17 protein-coding genes are annotated in these 17341 nt (G+C 67.3%); 11 read left to right on the top strand and 6 right to left on the bottom strand.

From position 1 onward, the window contains the following. Position 1: 1 nt before the first annotated feature. The gene (locus tag ACWDTF_RS03460) at positions 2–673 is read right to left on the bottom strand and encodes a response regulator transcription factor (RefSeq protein WP_240856905.1); all 672 of its coding nucleotides are present in this window, start codon (positions 671–673) and stop codon (positions 2–4) included. A 144-nt stretch (positions 674–817) separates the two neighbouring features. On the opposite strand from ACWDTF_RS03460, the gene ACWDTF_RS03465 reads away from it, so the two are divergent. The 4 genes from ACWDTF_RS03465 to ACWDTF_RS03480 all read left to right on the top strand — a co-directional run bounded on the left by ACWDTF_RS03465 (position 818) and on the right by ACWDTF_RS03480 (position 5023). Continuing rightward, on the top strand, positions 818–1813 hold the full coding sequence (locus ACWDTF_RS03465; protein ID WP_240856906.1) for an acyl-ACP desaturase: 996 nt from the start codon (positions 818–820) through the stop codon (positions 1811–1813). After that, on the top strand, positions 1810–2160 hold the full coding sequence (locus ACWDTF_RS03470) for a hypothetical protein (RefSeq protein ID WP_240856907.1): 351 nt from the start codon (positions 1810–1812) through the stop codon (positions 2158–2160). Before ACWDTF_RS03465 ends, ACWDTF_RS03470 begins: the two co-directional genes overlap by 4 nt. A gap of 28 nt (positions 2161–2188) precedes the next feature. Continuing rightward, positions 2189–3433, top strand: coding sequence for a uroporphyrinogen-III C-methyltransferase (gene cobA, locus ACWDTF_RS03475; protein WP_240856908.1), 1245 nt, complete (start codon positions 2189–2191; stop codon positions 3431–3433). A 75-nt stretch (positions 3434–3508) separates the two neighbouring features. Beyond that, on the top strand, positions 3509–5023 hold the full coding sequence (locus ACWDTF_RS03480) for a DHA2 family efflux MFS transporter permease subunit (RefSeq protein WP_240856909.1): 1515 nt from the start codon (positions 3509–3511) through the stop codon (positions 5021–5023). Between the two features lie 15 nt (positions 5024–5038). On the opposite strand, the gene ACWDTF_RS03485 is transcribed toward ACWDTF_RS03480, so the two are convergent. After that, the gene (locus ACWDTF_RS03485; RefSeq protein ID WP_240856910.1) at positions 5039–5644 is read right to left on the bottom strand and encodes a TetR/AcrR family transcriptional regulator; all 606 of its coding nucleotides are present in this window, start codon (positions 5642–5644) and stop codon (positions 5039–5041) included. A gap of 98 nt (positions 5645–5742) precedes the next feature. Here ACWDTF_RS03485 and ACWDTF_RS03490 point away from each other — a divergent pair, with 98 nt between their 5' ends. Further along, positions 5743–7401: an MFS transporter gene (locus ACWDTF_RS03490; protein WP_449753962.1), complete on the top strand. Its 1659-nt coding sequence runs from the start codon at positions 5743–5745 to the stop codon at positions 7399–7401. On the opposite strand, the gene ACWDTF_RS03495 is transcribed toward ACWDTF_RS03490, so the two are convergent. Further along, positions 7339–7950, bottom strand: coding sequence for an AAA family ATPase (locus tag ACWDTF_RS03495; protein ID WP_449753963.1), 612 nt, complete (start codon positions 7948–7950; stop codon positions 7339–7341). The genes ACWDTF_RS03490 and ACWDTF_RS03495 overlap by 63 nt on opposite strands. 63 nt (positions 7951–8013) lie before the next feature. On the opposite strand from ACWDTF_RS03495, the gene ACWDTF_RS03500 reads away from it, so the two are divergent. After that, entirely contained in the window at positions 8014–8544 is a 531-nt protein-coding gene (locus ACWDTF_RS03500; protein ID WP_449753964.1) for a pyridoxamine 5'-phosphate oxidase family protein, read from the top strand. A 167-nt stretch (positions 8545–8711) separates the two neighbouring features. Here the strand turns inward: ACWDTF_RS03500 and yaaA are convergent, their stop codons facing one another. Continuing rightward, complete coding sequence (gene yaaA / locus ACWDTF_RS03505) at positions 8712–9452, bottom strand: peroxide stress protein YaaA (RefSeq protein ID WP_355279060.1); 741 nt, start codon at positions 9450–9452, stop codon at positions 8712–8714. A 39-nt stretch (positions 9453–9491) separates the two neighbouring features. On the opposite strand from yaaA, the gene ACWDTF_RS03510 reads away from it, so the two are divergent. Beyond that, a complete protein-coding gene (locus ACWDTF_RS03510) occupies positions 9492–11222 on the top strand; it encodes a proline--tRNA ligase (protein WP_240857030.1) in 1731 nt (576 codons plus the stop codon). 25 nt (positions 11223–11247) lie between these two features. Here ACWDTF_RS03510 and ACWDTF_RS03515 read toward each other — a convergent pair whose 3' ends face one another. Next, positions 11248–11682 (bottom strand): ferritin-like domain-containing protein, encoded by a 435-nt coding sequence (locus ACWDTF_RS03515; protein ID WP_355279061.1) that lies wholly within the window; start codon positions 11680–11682, stop codon positions 11248–11250. Then, the gene (locus ACWDTF_RS03520) at positions 11679–12197 is read right to left on the bottom strand and encodes a twin-arginine translocation signal domain-containing protein (RefSeq protein ID WP_240856915.1); all 519 of its coding nucleotides are present in this window, start codon (positions 12195–12197) and stop codon (positions 11679–11681) included. Before ACWDTF_RS03520 ends, ACWDTF_RS03515 begins: the two co-directional genes overlap by 4 nt. Positions 12198–12339: 142 nt before the next feature. Here ACWDTF_RS03520 and rimP point away from each other — a divergent pair, with 142 nt between their 5' ends. The 4 genes from rimP (at position 12340) to infB (ending at position 17319) form a co-directional block, all read left to right on the top strand. Continuing rightward, the gene (rimP, locus tag ACWDTF_RS03525) at positions 12340–12888 is read left to right on the top strand and encodes a ribosome maturation factor RimP (RefSeq protein WP_240856916.1); all 549 of its coding nucleotides are present in this window, start codon (positions 12340–12342) and stop codon (positions 12886–12888) included. A 49-nt stretch (positions 12889–12937) separates the two neighbouring features. Continuing rightward, entirely contained in the window at positions 12938–13951 is a 1014-nt protein-coding gene (gene nusA / locus ACWDTF_RS03530; RefSeq protein ID WP_240856917.1) for a transcription termination factor NusA, read from the top strand. A 43-nt stretch (positions 13952–13994) separates the two neighbouring features. After that, a complete protein-coding gene (locus ACWDTF_RS03535) occupies positions 13995–14375 on the top strand; it encodes a YlxR family protein (protein WP_240856918.1) in 381 nt (126 codons plus the stop codon). A gap of 79 nt (positions 14376–14454) precedes the next feature. Next, positions 14455–17319: a translation initiation factor IF-2 gene (infB, locus tag ACWDTF_RS03540; protein WP_449753965.1), complete on the top strand. Its 2865-nt coding sequence runs from the start codon at positions 14455–14457 to the stop codon at positions 17317–17319. The last annotated feature ends 22 nt before the right edge of the window (positions 17320–17341 follow it).

A 17341-nucleotide genomic window follows, 5' to 3' on the forward strand; every position in this document is an offset into this window, starting at 1 on the left:
CTCAGAGCTTCCCGTCGCGCAACTTGGTGGCCATCACCGCGACCTGGGTGCGCCGCTGCATGTCGAGTTTGGCCAGGATGCGTGAGACGTAGTTCTTGATCGTCTTCTCCGCCAGGAACATCTTCCCGGCGATCTGGCGGTTGGTCATGCCCTCGCCGATGAGGTTGAACACTTCGCGTTCTTGCGCGGTCAGTTCGGCGAGCGGATCGTGCTTTTCCTTGCCGTTGCGCAATTTGGCGAGAAGTGCGGCGGTACTGCGATCGTCGAGCAGCGAACCGCCGCGTCCGACGGTGCGGACTGCGGCCACCAGGTTGTTGCCGAGGATCTGCTTGAGCACGAAGCCCGACGCGCCGGCGAGGACCGCGGCGAGCAGGGCGTCGTCGTCGGCGTAGCTGGTCAGCATCAGACAGTGGATCGACGGTTCGGCGGCCCGGACGTCGCGGCACAGTTCGACGCCGTTGCCGTCGGGCAGGCGGACGTCGAGCACGGCGACATCCGGCTTGGTCGCCAAGATGCCGACCAGCGCCTCGCGGACGGATGCCGCCTCGCCGACCACCTTTATGTCGCCGGTGGTGCCGAGCAGATCACGCAGGCCGCGTCGAACGAGTTCGTGGTCGTCGACGAGGTACGCGCGCACGGGCCTGTCAGGGCCTGGGGAGCTGTCATCAGGCATGGCCCCGAATTTACCGGAGTCGGTGGCCAAACTCGCGACGTCGGTCCCGGTCGGTTCGGGACTTTGGGCCCACGATCGCACCACCTTTCACACCGCAGAGTGATAGCTACCCGAATCAGGCAACTCATCAGATCAGGAGTGCACGTGACCATCCTCATCGGATCACCCGAGCTCAACGATTCCGGAATGACCGGCTCGGACCTCCTCCGGGAATTGCTCCCGGTGTGCGAGACCGAGGTCGAGCGACACATGAAGATGACCAAGGACTGGCATCCGCACGACTACGTGCCGTGGGACGAGGGCCGCAACTTCGCCGCCCTGGGCGGCGACGACTGGGATCCCGAGCAGTCCAAGCTGTCCGACGTGGCGAAGGCCGCGATGATCACCAACCTGCTCACCGAGGACAACCTGCCGTCGTATCACCGCGTGATCGCCGACAACTTCAGCCTCGACGACGCGTGGGGATGGTGGGTCGGTCGGTGGACCGCGGAGGAGATGCGCCATTCCACGGTGATGCGCGACTACCTCGTGGTCACGCGCGGAGTGGACCCGGTGGAGCTCGAAGAGATCCGCATGCAGCACATGACGTCGGGCTTCAACCCGCTGCCCGAGGACGACGGTCAGCGCGACCACAGCTTCGACATGCTCTACGCCGTCAGCTATGTGAGCTTCCAGGAGCTGGCCACCCGGGTGTCGCACCGCAACACCGGCAAGGCCTGCGGTGATCCGATCGCCGACCGCATGCTGCAGCGGGTCGCGGCCGACGAGAACCTGCACATGCTCTTCTATCGCAACATCGTCGCCGGCGCGCTCGACCTGGTGCCCGATCAGACGATGGCCGCGATCTACGGGATCGTCTCGAACTTCCAGATGCCCGGCGCCACCATGCCGAACTTCCGCCGCAACGCGGTTCTGATCGCCAAGGGCGGCATCTATGATCTGCCGCAACACCTTTCGGAGGTCGTGATGCCAGTCCTGCGCAAGTGGCGGATCTTTGAACGTGACGACTTCGGTCCCCTCGGTGAGCACTACCGCGAGTTGCTCGCCGACTTCCTCGAGCAGATGAACGTGAAGGTGGAGAAGTTCGAGGCCGCGCGCGAGCGCGCACTCGAGCGGCAGCGCGCGAAGGGACTGGCATGACGATCATGGAGCCGTTGAACATCCAGGTGCTCGCCGACCTGCCCGAGGGCCCGGGGTGCGCGGGCTGCTGTGGCAGCTGCGAACAGCCGGCCGGTGGAGAACCCATCGCGGATTCCACCCCGGTGCTCGCGGGATTCGACACCGCCATCGCCATGGCGGAGGCAGCTGCCGACCACAACCCGACGTGGTGGAACGAGATCCGGGCCCGGGCCGACGACCCGAGTGCGGGCGAGTACTGCAGTTCGCTGCTGCTCGGTGCGATGCTGGAATCGTCGGCGCATCGGCTCGGTGTCCCCGTCGCCGACGTGTGGGCACACATCCGCCGGACCGGGGAGCTCCCGCTCTGAGGGGTGGTCGTCGGTAGGATCTCCTGCCATGCCCGACACCCACGACCATCCTGTGACAGGTGACGACGAGATCCGCACCCACTACCTCGTCGGACTCGACCTCACCGGCCGCAAGGTGGTGGTCGTCGGCGGTGGATCAGTGGCCCAGCGACGTCTGCCCAATCTGGTGTCGGCGGGTGCCGACGTGCACATCATCGCCATCGATCCGACGCCTGCCGTGGAGTCCTACCCGGGTGTCACGGTGCACCGTCGCGCCTACGTCGCCGGTGACCTCGACGGTGCCTGGTACGCGATGGCCTGTACCGACGATCCCGCCGTGAATGCGGCCGTGGTCGCCGAGGCCGAACAGCGTCATACCTTCTGCGTACGGGCCGACGACGCCCGGTTCGGCACCGCCGTCACGCCCGCGTCGGGCCGCCATCGAGACGTGCATTTCGGTGTGCTCGCCAGTGGCGACCACAGGTTGTCGGCGGCGTTGCGGGCCGCCATCTCGAAAGCGCTCGCCGACGGGTCCCTGACCGTCGACGACGACGCTCCGCACCCGGCCGGCGTCGCGCTGGTCGGAGGTGGTCCGGGCGACCCCGACCTCATCACCGTCCGTGGTCAACGTCTGCTGATGGAGGCCGACGTGGTGGTCGCCGACCGCCTCGCGCCCGCCGAACTGCTCGCGGCGCTCGGGCCACAGGTCGAGATCATCGACGCGGCCAAGGTGCCCTACGGCCGAGCGATGAAGCAAGAGGCCATCAACGACGTCCTGGTCGCCAAGGCCCGTGAAGGGAAGTTCGTCGTCCGCCTCAAAGGCGGCGACCCCTATGTCTATGGCCGAGGTTTCGAGGAGCTGCAGGCCTGTGTCGACGCGGGCGTACCGGTGACGGTCGTACCCGGTATCAGCAGTTCGATCGCGGCACCGGCCGCGGCCGGTATCCCGGTCACCCATCGTGGGGTGACCCACGAGGTCGTCATCGCCTCCGGGCACGTCCCGCCGGGACATCCGGACTCGCTGATCGACTGGTCGGCGATGGCCAAGCTGCGCGGCACCCTCGTCCTGATGATGGCCGTCGAACGCGTCGAGGTGTTCGCCGACGCACTACTGGCCGGCGGACGGCCTGCGACGACACCGGTCGCGATGATCGAGAACGGGTCGCTGCCGACGCAGCGGGTGCTGCGCACCGACCTGGCGGGTGCGGGTGCGGTGGCGGCCGCCGAAGGGCTCCGACCGCCCGCAATCGTCATCGTCGGGGATGTCGCCGGATTCACCGAAGGAGCGGTCTAGTTGTCGCGGTAGGACAATCGACCAGACCAATGGGGATTGGCATATGACGCCCATCGGGCGGTAGCGTCGTCCGTTATGGCGACTTCCGGAACGTGGCATCAGACGCCCACGGCGCAACCGGAATACCGTCGTGTCTTCGGCCCCGCGATCCTCGTCCTGTCGGGTATGCAGCTCCTGATGGTGCTCGACGGCACGGTGGCCGCGTTGGCGCTGCCGCGGATCCGGGACTCGCTGTCGCTCTCGGAATCGAGCGCCAACTGGATTATCACCAGCTATGTCCTCGCCTTCGGCGGCCTGATGCTGCTCGGTGGACGGTTGGGTGACGCATTCGGCCGCAAACGGATGTTCATCGTCGGCGTCACACTGTTCACCCTGACCTCCCTGCTGTGCGGGTTGGCGTGGAATGAGCCGAGCCTGGTGATCGGGCGTGCACTGCAGGGTGCGTCTGCGGCGATCGCGGCACCCACGGCGATGGCCTTGGTCGCCACCACCTTCGCACCCGGCAAGGCCCGGAGCCAGGCCTTCGCCATCTATGCGGCGATGACCGGTCTCGGGTCGGTGGCCGGATTGATTCTCGGCGGCGTGCTCACCGAACTGTCGTGGCGATTGGTGTTCCTGATCAACGTCCCGATCGGACTTCTCGTAGCGATCGGCGCAGTCTTCGTGCTCCGCGAATCGCAGGGAGAGCGGCTGGCGCTCGACGTGCCGGGTGCGGTGCTCGGAACGCTGGGCTGCACCCTGCTGGTACTCGCGGTCAATGAGGGGCCCAACGGCTGGACCCGACCAATCGTCGTCGGTTCGTTCGTTCTGGGTGCGCTGGCCCTGGCCGCGTTCATCGTCGTGGAGCGTCGGGCGGCCAACCCGATCCTGCCGTTCGTGCTGTTCGACAACACGAGCCGCGTGGCCGCCCTGGTCGCGATCCTGTTGGCCAGCATGATCATGATGTGTATGGCGGTGTTCATCTCCCTCTATCTGCAGGGAATCCTGAAGTACTCGCCGATCCAGAGCGGTCTGGCCGTGGTGCCGTTCGCCTTGGGGCTCGGGATTGCGGCGGCGTTCGCGTCGAAGCTGTCGTTGATGATCCAGCCGCGGTGGCTCGTGCTTGCCGGTGGCGCGGTGATCCTGTTCGGCTGCTTGTACGCATCGTCGATCGCCACCGACATGCCCGACTACTTCCCGAGCATCGGACTGCCGGTCGTGACGATCGGTTTCGGTGTGGGCCTCGCCGTGATCCCGTTGACGCTGTCGGTCGTGGCGGGCGTGGGACCGAACGAGATCGGCCCGCTGACCGCGCTCGCCCAGGTCGCGCAGAACCTCGGCGGCGCGATCGGTCTGGTCGCGGTCGGTGCGATGGTGACGTCGCGTGCGCTGTCGCAGGGCGGTACCACCGGTCCGGTGGAGGCCATGAATCCGGTGCAACTCGCCGCCCAGGCCGACGGGTACGGGCTCGCGTTCGCGTGCTGCGCGGGGATCGCAGTACTTGCCGCAATCGTCGTGCTGTTCATGCGGTTCACGCCGGAGGAAGTCGCCGAGGGGCAGGCCGCTCAGGAAGCCGCTGACGCCGGCATGTCGGTCGATCCAGAGGACTGATTTCCCCGCCGCTGTTCAGTCCGCGAGAGACACAGCTCCGGTGACGACGATCTGCGCGAGCAACTCGGCACGTTCGCGTCGGAAATCCGCGCCGTCGAGCAACACGGCGAACAGCATGCCGCCGACGATCGCATCCATCGCCGATTCGGCGGCTGCGGCCCCGACGGGCGAGTCGGCGGCGGCAAATCGCGCCCGAATCTTCTCGCGCATGGGTTCGCTCAGACTGGCCTTGAACCGCTCCTCGGTTGCGGCATCCTCGAGACCTGCTGCCGACAACGTGCGAACGATCGCGCGACCCTGCTCGGTGGCAAGGATGTCGGCGACGCGGCCTGTCCACGCCGTCAGGTCCTCGATGAGCCCGCCGCTGAACGGGATCTCGGGGGAGATGGCTGCCGCTTCGTCGGCGAGCACATCGGCGACCAGTGCGGTGCGGTTGCGCCACCAGCGATAGATGGTCTGCTTCCCGACACCGGCAGCCGCTGCGACGCCCTCGATGGTCAGGCCGTCGAAGCCGCGCTCCATGAGCTGTGCCCGGGTGGCCTCGAGGATCGCCAGGCGCGACCGTTCGCTGCGTCGACGCACCGGTACCGGATCGTGCTCCGAGACATGGCCAACGCTCACCCGGTCATCGTATCGAGGCGAATCCCTCACTCGGTGCGAGATGATGACCTACCGTGGGAGCGAGACGAGACGCATCGTCTCGTTTGGGAGGGGCATCGATGACGAGTGTGACGACAAGCGTGGTCAAGAAGGCGCCGTTCCCGGAGGTGGGTTGGGCTCCGCGAGCGTCGGCGACCTGGTTGGTGATCGTGGTCTGCTCGGCGCTCGGGTTGGTGATGGCAGCGATGACCGCGCTGAATCTCGCATTGCCCTACATCGCGGCCGACATACAGACCACGTCGTCGCAACTCACCTGGCTGGTGGATGCCTACACGGTGGCACTCGCCGCGCTGTTGCTCCCGGCGGGTGCGATCGGCGACCGACGCGGCAGACGCGGCGTCATGATCGTGGGACTTGCCTTGTTTGCCGTGGGCTCACTGGTGGCCGTGGTCCTGGACGGACCGTGGGAACTCATCGCGTCGCGAGCGCTGTGTGGAGTCGCTGCAGCCCTGATCATGCCGGCGACGCTGTCGCTGTTGACCTCGCACATGCCCGCGGATCGTCGGCACATGGCGGTGGCCATATGGGCCGCGGTGGCCGGCGCGTCGGGACTGGCGGGATTCTTCCTGTCCGGGCTCCTACTGGAGTTCTTCGACTGGCAGTCGATCCTGCTCGTGCTCGGTGGTTTCGCTGCGCTACTCACCTTCCTGGCCATGACCATCGGCACCTCGCGCGACGAGCATCCCGGCAGGTTCGACGTCGTGGGATCGCTGCTCGCACCGGCCGGTGTTGCGCTGTTCGTCGTCGGACTTCTCGAGGCGCCCGGGCACGGATGGGATTCGGTCCTGGTAATCGGGTGCCTCGTGGGCGGCGTACTGCTCGGCGTGGTGTTCGTGATCGCGGAGTTGAGATCGTCGAACCCGTTGCTCGACATGCGCCTGTTCGTGAATCGCGCGTTCTCGGCGGGTTTCCTGTGTGTGGTCCTGCAGTTCTTCGCATCGCTGGGCATCTTCTTCGTTCTGTTGCAGCAACTTCAGCTGAGCATCGGCATGTCGGCGTTGATGGCGGCGACGGCGATGCTGCCGATCGTCGCAGTGCTGATGGTGATGTCACCGGTCAGCGCGTGGCTCGCCGTGCGCGTCAATCTTCGGTACGTGCTCGTCTTGGGTAACGCGCTGACGGGACTCGGCATGGTGTTGATGGGTGTCATCGACTATTCGACCTACCTCGGGGTGCTGCCGATGACCATGGTGGTTGCCTTCGGCCAAGGGTTTGCGACCGCACCACCGACCACCGCGATCATGTCCAACACACCCGCCGAGTCGCAGGGCGTCGGGTCGGCGGTCAACGACACCGGCCGTGAGCTCGGCGCCGCCATCGGCATCGCGGTGGCCGGAAGTGTGGTGGCGTCCGGATATGCACACCATCTCGCGCCGTTGCTCGACCAACTCGCCTCCGTGCCCGGCGGTGACGACATCGCGGCGCCGGTGTCGCGCACACTCGCCGAGGCACTCGTCGTCGCCGACAAGATCGGAGCGATGAATCCTGTTCTGGCCGAATCTATTCGGGTGCAGGCCACCGCGGCCTTCGACAGCGCCGTTGCGTCGGCCTGCCTCGTGATGGGAATCGTCGTGCTCGTCGGTGCCGTCCTCCTCGCGGTCGTCAGTCCGCGGCGCATCGGTGGGAGTGCGGACCCGATCGAGCCCGAACCCGATTCAGAACCGGATGTGGCGAGCTCCGACGGTGAGACGGCGGACTTGATACCGCGCGGCCGATAGCCGCTCACCCGAGAGTTCGACGCCGAGCTTCTCGGCGATCAACTCCACGACCTGATCGACATTGAGGTCGTCGTTGGAGATGTGGTGTGCGAAGCGTTCCGAGGACAGCGCCGTGACGCACCGATCGATCTGTGCCATCGCCCAGGTCTCGGAGCGGCCGACGACCCGTCCCAACGCATACCCGCTGCGCTGCCGGAGCCGACGCCGCAGGGTCTCCGGTCGCGGGCACAGCGCGAAGTGTCGGGCGTCGATTCCACGGGAGTGCAGTCCGTCCATGATCTCATCGAAATACGCGGGTACGACAAGGGTCATAGGCGCGATCACCGGGCCGTCTGAAGCGTCGACGGCGTCGGCGAGGGTTGCGACCACGGCCGTTCGCCACTGAGGTCGATCCTGGAAGTCGTTTCGCGCGGCGGGCGGCAGCATCCTGTGGATGCCGTAACCGATCAGCTCGGGGTCGGCCACATGCGAGCCGGGCAGCCTCCGATGCAGTTCGAAGGCGGTCTGGGTTTTACCTGCGCCGAAGGCTCCGTTGATCCACACCAGCATTGCGTCGAGGATAGCGGCGCGTGGGACCGATGACTGTCGTCGACCGAACGAGTCAGAACCCGTATGAAAGCCACAAATCTCGCCGAACTGTATGAGCTCGACACCCTCAGCTGGGAGCCCGTCGCGCAAACACTCGACCGTGGAGTCGACCAGGTACCGGGAACCAGCGGTCCCGACCGGCATACATGGTGGCTCGCCACCATCAACGCCGACGGCAGCCCGCACGTCACCGGTGTCGGTGCGCTCTGGCACCACGGCGCGCTGTGGTTCGAGACGGGCGCATCGACACGCAAGGGGCGCAATGTGGCTCGGGATCCGCGCTGCAGCTTGTCGTTGGCCACACAGGAGTTCGACGTCGTCCTGCAGGGTACGGCCGCGATCGTCGATGACCCCGAAGTGGTCGCCGAGATGGCGGCATTGTGGGCGGTCGACTGGCCATGTCGGGTCGATGACAGCGGTATCGCATTGACTGCCGACTTCAGCGCGCCGTCGGCGGGACCGCCACCGTGGCGGGTGTACAAGGTGACGATCACCGGAGCGACCGTGCTGCAGACCGTCGAGCCAGGTGGCGCCACTCGCTTCGAATTCGATTGATCCGACGAGCTCGGTGACCACCGCTCTGAACTGGGGGAAATACAGCCTGTCGAGGAGTCGCGCCTGACACTCTGTGTCCTGTTGGAGAACGCGAGTGCTGCAGCACTCGCGTTCTCCGATTCGGCTCCGGTTGTCGGGGGTGCCGGCCGCGGCGCTGATCCGAACACTCAGTCGGTGATCACGACGATCTCGAGTGCGTTGGCGATCTCGACTCGCTGACCGGCGTCTGCCAGCACCGCGGCGAGTGCGTTCACGTCGCGGAGGTTTCGCCGCGTGCGCACCAGCTCACGTGCGACGAGTCCCTTGTAGTGCTTGTTGAAGTGGCTCACCACTTTTCGTGATCCGTCTGCGGCTTCGGTGACCACGGTCGCGGTCACCGCGCCGCGCACCGGGCCAAGTTGCTGATACACCCCAGACCGCAGGTCGACGACGAAGTCGTCGACGGCGTCGAGTGCGTCGGACAGGTCTGGCTTCCATTCGGCGGCCAGCGTTCTCATGCCCGGAAGCTTCGACCCACCGGACAGGCGGTACGCCGGGATCATGTCCGAGCTGCGCACCACACCGAACAGAGCCGAACCGATCGCAAGCCGATCGGCCGCCTTCGTCTTGCCCGCGCGCGTCAGCGACCGGTGATCGAGTGCGTCGTAGAGAACGCCCGTGTACCGCTCGATGGCCGGCCGGGTAGGGGAGAGCCAGAGGTCGGCGTTGCGATCGGCCTCGGCGAGCTGTGTCGCCCCGAGCCCGAGTGCTCGTCGGCTCGCGTCAAGGTCCGACGAGAGAGCGACGAGTGCCTCGCCGATCCGCTTGCGAATCGGATTGAGCTCGGGGAAGGCGAGGGTGTCGAGGTCGAGCGGCGCGCCGGCGCCGCCGTCGGATTTGGTCTCGGAGGGAGGCAGGATGACGAGCACCGCCACACCCTAACTAAACTCGGGGCCGTGATCACACGCATGTCGACCCTGTTCCTGCGAACCCTGCGCGACGATCCGGCCGACGCCGAGGTGCCCAGCCACAAGCTCCTCGTCCGCGCCGGATACGTCCGTCGCGCCGCGCCCGGCGTATACAGCTGGCTGCCGCTCGGCGTGCGCGTCCTCAAGGCCGTGGAGAACGTGGTCCGCGAGGAGATGGACAACATCGGCGCGCAGGAGATCCTGCTTCCCGCGCTCTTGCCGCGCGACCCCTACGAGACCACCGGCCGCTGGACCGAGTACGGCGACGCGTTGTTCCGGCTGAAGGATCGCAAGGGCGCCGACATGCTGCTCGGGCCCACCCACGAGGAGCTGTTCGCGCAGCTGGTCCGGGGCGAGTACTCCTCGTACAAGGATCTGCCGGTGATCCTCTATCAGATCCAGACCAAATACCGCGACGAGGAACGGCCGCGCGCCGGCATTCTGCGCGGGCGCGAGTTCGTGATGAAGGATTCGTACTCCTTCGACCTCGACGACGACGGTCTCAAGGCCGCCTACATCGCGCACCGCGACGCCTACCAGCGGATCTTCGCGCGGCTGGCAGTCAAGTACGTCATCGTCGCCGCGACGTCCGGCGCGATGGGCGGTAGCGCCTCGGAAGAGTTCCTGGCCGAGAGCGAGGTCGGCGAGGACACCTACGTCCGTTGCATCGAATCGGGCTACGCGGCCAACGTGGAGGCGGTCATCACGCCCGCACCCGAAGCGATCCCGTTCGACGACGCACCTGCAGCGGTGGCGCACGACACCGGTGACACCCCGACCATCGACACCCTTGTCGCGTGGGCCAACGAAGCACTCGAAGGTACCTTCACGGGCGCCGACACCCTCAAGAACGTGCTGGTGAAGACGCGGGAGCCGGGCGGCGACTGGGAACTGCTCGGCGTGGGGGTCCCCGGAGACCGGGAGGTCGATTTCAAGCGTCTGGAAGCGTCGCTCGAACCGGCCGAGGTCGAATTGCTCACCGACGCAGACTTCGCCGCCAACCCGTTCCTGGTGAAGGGTTACATCGGTCCGAAGGGACTGCAGGCCAACGGTGTTCGCTACCTGGTAGACCCGCGGGTGGTGGACGGCACCAGGTGGATCACCGGCGCCGACGAGCCCGGCAAGCATGTGGTGAACCTGGTCGCGGGCCGCGACTTCGTCGCCGACGGCACCATCGAGGCCGCCGAGGTGCGCGACGGCGATCCGTCACCAGACGGCAAGGGGCCGCTGGTGTCGGCCAAGGGCATCGAGATCGGGCACATCTTCCAGTTGGGTCAGAAGTACACCGACGCCTTCGAGGTCGACGTGCTTGGCGAGAGCGGCAAGCCCGTCCGCCTGACGATGGGTTCCTACGGCGTCGGCGTCTCCCGTCTCGTCGCGGTCATCGCCGAGCAGTGCCACGACGACAAGGGGCTTCGCTGGCCCCGCGAGGTGGCGCCGTTCGGCGTGCATCTCGTGATCGCCAACAAGGACGAGGCAGCCATCGCCGGTGCGAACGAACTCGCCGAGGATCTCGACGCAGTCGGGGTGTCGGTCCTGCTCGACGACCGCAAGGCGTCCCCGGGAGTGAAGTTCAAGGACGCCGAACTACTCGGCATGCCGACCGTGGTGGTGGTGGGCCGCGGATACGCCAACGGCACCATCGAAATTCGCGATCGTTTCACCGGAGAGACCACCGAGGTCGCAGTCGACGGCGCCGTCGACGCCGTGGTGGCTGCCGTCCGCGGCTGACCGACGGAGTCCACCACCCTGTGAACTACGTGGGACTGCCGGGGAAGGTCACCGTGACCGGCGTGATCGCCAACGCGCGTCGCCAGTAGCTGATGTCGAGCGCCGATGCGGTGAGTCCGTCGACGCCGATCCGGCGCGCGACATCCGATTCGGATTGTTCGAGAACCACACGATAGGCAGTGGCACAGTCTGTTTCGGCAGCGAGGGCCGCGCGTGCCGCGGTCACCGGGTTGCTGACCTGGACCGGCAGCGTGTAGCCGGACGCCGCTTCCGGAGGGGTGCCGCCGGCGGCGCTGATGGCGGCATTCACCCCGTCGCGTTGCGCACGGTGGGCGGCGAGCTGGTCGCTGATCTCCGCGCGTCGGGCCGACGACACGTAGGCGCTGATCACCCCGTAGGTGAAGATGGCCGCGTTCTCCGCGTTGGCCGCCGCCACCAGTGCATCGATGGTGCTGCTCATGCCAACTGCACCTCGACCATCGCGTTCACGGACGCGGCGACCGAACCGGCCAGGCCGGCGGGGTAGCCGCTGCGGACGATCGCGGCGTCATGGGCCTGGCGAGCCGAGAGTCGCAGTTGCCCCCGAAATCCGTCGACGGAGGTGACCGCGGGGCTGCCGGGCGTGGGTGCCACCGATGTGGTCGACGAGGACGCGGCGGCCTCGAGTTGCTTTGCGGTGTCGCGATGCAGGCGGGTGATCTCCTCCCTCAAGGCCAGCCCGTGCGCCGCGCGCTGATCGGCCACCACCGCCAGTGCTGCGGCGTAATCCGCGTGCGCCGGGATGAGCGTGCGGGCGGTATCCGAATCGTCTTGCGCGGTTCGCGCCAACGGTAGGAGCGCCTCGGCGGTCAGCTGCTCGGCGGACGGGCCTTCGTCGCCGCACGCGGACACGCCGGCCAGTGTCACTCCGGCGGTCACGGCGAGTCCGCCACGCAGCACGGACCGTCGACTCACTGATGGGCTCACCCGACACATGATGCCAGTCGGGCGATGGCATGGGGCGCCGGGTGAATCCATTACGATGTGACAGGCAGGTGCGCGCGAACGCCGCCACGATCGCGGTGCGGCCGCGTCGATCCACCCGCCAGACACGACAAGTGAAGACGAGGAGAGTGCGATGCCGATCGGTTCAGCGGGGTTGCGCGAACTCGTCGAAAAGCTGGTCACGGATCGGGGTTTCGACCTCGAGGACGCGGTGGTCCGCACCCGGGACGGGCAAGAGGAATTCTCGATTGTGGTCGACCGCGACGGCGGCAGCGACCTCGATGTGCTCGCCGAACTGAGCAACGAGATCGGCGAGGTACTCGATGCCGCACCGGACCTCGCCGACACCCCCTTCACGTTGGAGGTCACCTCCCCCGGAGTGGATCGCCCGCTGACCCTGCCGCGGCATTGGCGCCGCGCCCGTGGGCGCAAGGTCGTCGTCGACAGCGGTTCCGATGGCGGGAAGGCGACGATCGCCGGCCGCGTCGGACCGATCACCGACGACCAGGTGTCGATCGTCGTCAACCGCAAGGGTCGGCTCGACGTCGCGACCGTTGATCTCAACTCCATAACCAAGGCGGTCGTGCAGGTCGATTTCAGCCGCCCGAGCGTTGCCGAACTGGAAATGTGTGGCCTCGACACCGCCGAGATCGAGGCCAGGGTCCGCGCAGCAGACAAGTGAACAGTCCAGACAAGTGAACACAGAACAAATGAATAGGAGCGCAGCCCGCATGAACATCGACATCAACGCCCTCCGCATGATCGAGGCCGACAAAGGGATCTCGATCGACACCGTCATCACGGCCATCGAGACCGCGTTGCTGACGGCCTATCGCCACACCGAGGGATTTGCGCCGCACGCGCGGATCGACGTGAACCGCAAGACCGGCGCGGTGCGCGTGATGGCGCAGGAGCTCGATGAGAACGGCGACGTCGTCCACGAATGGGACGACACCCCCGAAGGCTTCGGCCGGATCGCCGCCACGACGGCGCGGCAGGTCATCCTCCAGCGTCTTCGTGACGCGGAGAACGAGAAGAATTTCGGTGACCTGGTCACCCACGAGGGTGAGATCGTCGGCGGGGTGGTCCAACAGGATGCCCGGGCGAATGCGCGCGGGATGGTGATCGTGCAGATCGGCAGCGACGCCAACAGCACCGAGGGCGTGATCCCGCCTGCCGAACAGGTCCCGGGCGAGTCGTACGTCCACGGCGAGCGCATCAAGTGCTACGTGGTCGGGGTCTCGCGCGGACCGCGTGGCCCCCAGATCACCTTGTCGAGGACACACCCCAACCTGGTGCGCAAACTCTTCTCGCTGGAGGTTCCCGAGATCGAGGACGGGTCGGTGGAGATCGTCGCGGTCGCGCGGGAGGCGGGTCACCGGTCCAAGATCGCGGTGCACACCGGGGTCGCCGGACTCAACGCCAAGGGAGCCTGCATCGGCCCGATGGGTCAGCGAGTGCGCAACGTGATGAGCGAACTCGCCGGCGAGAAGATCGACATCATCGATTTCGACACCGATCCCGCCGTCTTCGTCGGGAATGCACTGTCGCCCGCGAAGGTTGTCTCGGTCAACGTCGTCGATGCGGCCGCCAAGGCGGCGCGGGTGGTGGTGCCGGACTATCAGCTGTCGCTCGCCATCGGCAAGGAAGGACAGAACGCCCGACTCGCCGCCCGCCTCACCGGCTGGCGCATCGACATCCGGTCGGATGCCGACGCCGAGGGCGACCCGGGACAGGGTCGGTGACGGCCAGTTGTCCTGGAGCGACAGGTTCGCGCTAGACTGATCGATGGTTCAGCGAAAGTCGTCGGTTCCGTCCAACGGAGGCCGACGTGATCGTTCCGCTCGCCGCAGGCCCGTCCGAACGTGTATCGGATGCCGGCAGCGGGCAGAGGCTTCAGAACTGGCTCGGGTCGTCGTGGCTGTACGCGACGGGTCGCCGGTGATCGTCGTCGATCGAGCGAAGACCATGCCGGGTCGGGGCGCTTGGTTGCATCCGCGGGCGGACTGTTTGTCCGCAGCGATGCGACGTAGGGCGTTCGCACCGGCACTTCGGGTACGCGGCCTGGCTGTGGACCCGGCGGACCTCACCGAACAGCTCGGTGCGGTCATCGACACACAAGGCTCTCCGGAGCCGGAACAGGTAGCAGAAGACATGAGCACCCCGTGAAGTCCCCACGATGAGCATGTATCGGACATAAATCGAGGCCGTGGCGGGCAAGCCGCTCGGCCTCCAAGTGAGGAGAGCAGTGCCAGGCAAAGCCCGCGTGCATGAATTGGCCAAGGAACTCGGCGTGACGAGCAAGCAAGTGCTCGAGCGGCTGAAGGAGCAGGGCGAATTCGTCAAATCGGCGTCGTCGACCGTTGAGGCCCCCGTGGCCCGTCGACTGCGTGAATCCTTCCCCGGTAGCGACGGGGGATCCGCCAAGGACGGTGGCGCAAAGCCGTCCGCATCGTCGGGCGCCAAGCCCGGCCCCCGTGCCAACGGCGCTCCCAAGCCGGGTGCGCCGTCTCGTCCGGCGCCCGCGCCGGGACCCAAGCCAGGAGCTGCCAAGCCGGCCCCCGTGGCCGAGGCCACTCCCGCTCCTGCGGCGTCGGCACCGGCCCCCGCAGCAGCACAGGCCCCGCCGCCCACTCCGAGTGCCCCGGCGGCCTCGGCGAAGCCTGCCGCACCGGCCGCCCAGTCGGGATCGGCGCAGTCCGCACCGGCCCAACAGGGTTCGACCAAGCCGGGGTCTGCGACACCGGGTCCGCGTCCCGGTCCCAAGCCGGGACCGCGTGCGCCTCGCGTCGGCAACAACCCGTACTCGTCTGCTCCGGCCCCCGCGCCGCGTCCGGTGGCTCCGCGCCCCGGCCCCGGTCAGGGTGGTCCGCGTCCGGGCGGCGGTCGTCCCGCTCCCGGTCAGGGTGGTCCGCGTCCCGGCGGGGGCCGTCCGGCTCCCGGCCAGGGCGGACCCCGTCCGAGTCCCGGCAGCATGCCCCCGCGCCCGAATCCGGGTGCGATGCCCAGTCGCGCCGGTCGCCCCGACGCCGGTCGTCCCGGCCGTGGCGGTCCGGGCGGTGGCCGTGGCGGCGCCGGCGGTGGTGGCGGCTACCGCGGCGGTGGCGGTGCGCCGACCGGTGCTCCCGGTGGTCCTCCCGGTGGTGGCTTCCGCGGACGTCCGGGTGGCGGCGGCGGTGGCCGCGGTCGCGGTGGCGCTGCTGGTGCCTTCGGACGCCCCGGTGGGGCCCCGCGCAAGGGTCGCAAGTCGAAGCGGGCGAAACGCGCCGAGTACGAGAACATGCAGGCACCGGCCGTCGGTGGCGTTCGGCTGCCCCGCGGCAACGGCGAGACCATCCGTCTCGCTCGCGGTGCGTCGCTGTCGGACTTCGCCGACAAGATCGACGCCAATCCGGCATCGCTGGTCCAGGCGTTGTTCAACCTCGGCGAGATGGTCACGGCCACCGAGTCGGTGAATGACGAGACGCTGGAGCTGCTCGGCTCGGAGATGAACTACACCGTGCAGGTGGTCAGCCCCGAGGACGAGGATCGCGAACTCCTCGAGAGCTTCGACCTCACCTACGGCGAGGACGAGGGCGACGACGAGGATCTCGAACAGCGCCCGCCGGTGGTCACCGTCATGGGCCACGTCGACCACGGTAAGACCCGACTGCTCGACACCATCCGAAATGCCAGCGTCCGCGAGGGCGAGGCCGGTGGTATCACCCAGCACATCGGTGCCTACCAGGTCAACACCCACCTCAACGGTGACGACCGCCTGATCACGTTCATCGACACCCCGGGTCACGAGGCGTTCACCGCCATGCGTGCCCGCGGTGCCAAGAGCACCGACATCGCGATCCTGGTGGTCGCCGCCGACGACGGCGTCATGCCGCAGACGGTGGAGGCGATCAACCACGCGCAGGCGGCCGACGTGCCGATCGTGGTGGCGGTCAACAAGATCGACAAGGAAGGCGCCGACCCGTCGAAGATCCGCGGTCAGCTCACCGAGTACGGCCTCATTCCCGAGGAGTACGGCGGCGAGGCGATGTTCGTCGACATCTCTGCCAAGCAGGGCACCAACATCGACGCTCTGCTCGAGGCCGTGTTGCTGACCGCAGATGCATCGCTGGATCTGCGTGCCAACCCGGACATGGACGCCCAGGGCGTCGCCATCGAGGCGCACCTCGACCGCGGTCGCGGTCCGGTGGCGACCGTGCTCGTGCAGCGCGGAACGCTCAAGGTCGGCGACTCGATCGTCGCGGGCGACGCCTACGGGCGCGTCCGACGCATGGTCGACGAGCACGGCGAGGACGTGCCCGAGGCACTGCCGTCGCGCCCGGTTCAGGTCATCGGCTTCACGTCGGTGCCCGGCGCGGGTGACAACCTGCTCGTCGTCGAAGAGGACCGCACCGCTCGGCAGATCGCCGACCGCCGCAATGCGCGCAAGCGCAACGCGCTGGCCGCACGCAGCCGCAAGCGGATCAGCCTCGAGGACCTGGATTCGGCGCTGAAGGAAACCAGTCAGCTGAACCTGATCCTCAAGGGCGACAACGCCGGTACCGTCGAGGCCCTCGAAGAGGCGCTTCTCGGTATCGAGATCGACGACGAGGTGCAGTTGCGCGTCATCGGTCGCGGTGTCGGTGGTGTCACCGAAACCGACGTCAACCTGGCGGCGGCCTCGGATGCCATCATCATCGGCTTCAACGTCCGCGCGGAGGGCAAGGCCACCGAGCTGGCCAACCGTGAGGGCGTCGAGATCCGATACTACTCGGTGATCTACCAGGCCATCGACGAGGTGGAGAGCGCGCTCAAGGGCATGCTCAAGCCGATCTACGAAGAGGTGGAGCTCGGCCGCGCCGAGATCCGCGCGATCTTCAAGTCGTCGAAGGTCGGCAACATCGCCGGCTGTCTGGTGCAGTCGGGCATCGTCCGGCGCAACGCCAAGGCGCGCTTGCTGCGTGACAACATCGTCATCGCCGAGAACCTCACCATCGCCTCGCTCAAGCGGGAGAAGGACGATGTGACCGAGGTCCGCGACGGTTACGAATGCGGTCTCACGCTGACGTACTCGGACATCAAGGTCGGCGACGTCATCGAGTCGTATGAGCTGCAGGAGAAGGCACGCGACTGACGCATGACCTGCTCCCCTTCCC

This window comes from Gordonia sp. NPDC003422 (assembly GCF_053588675.1).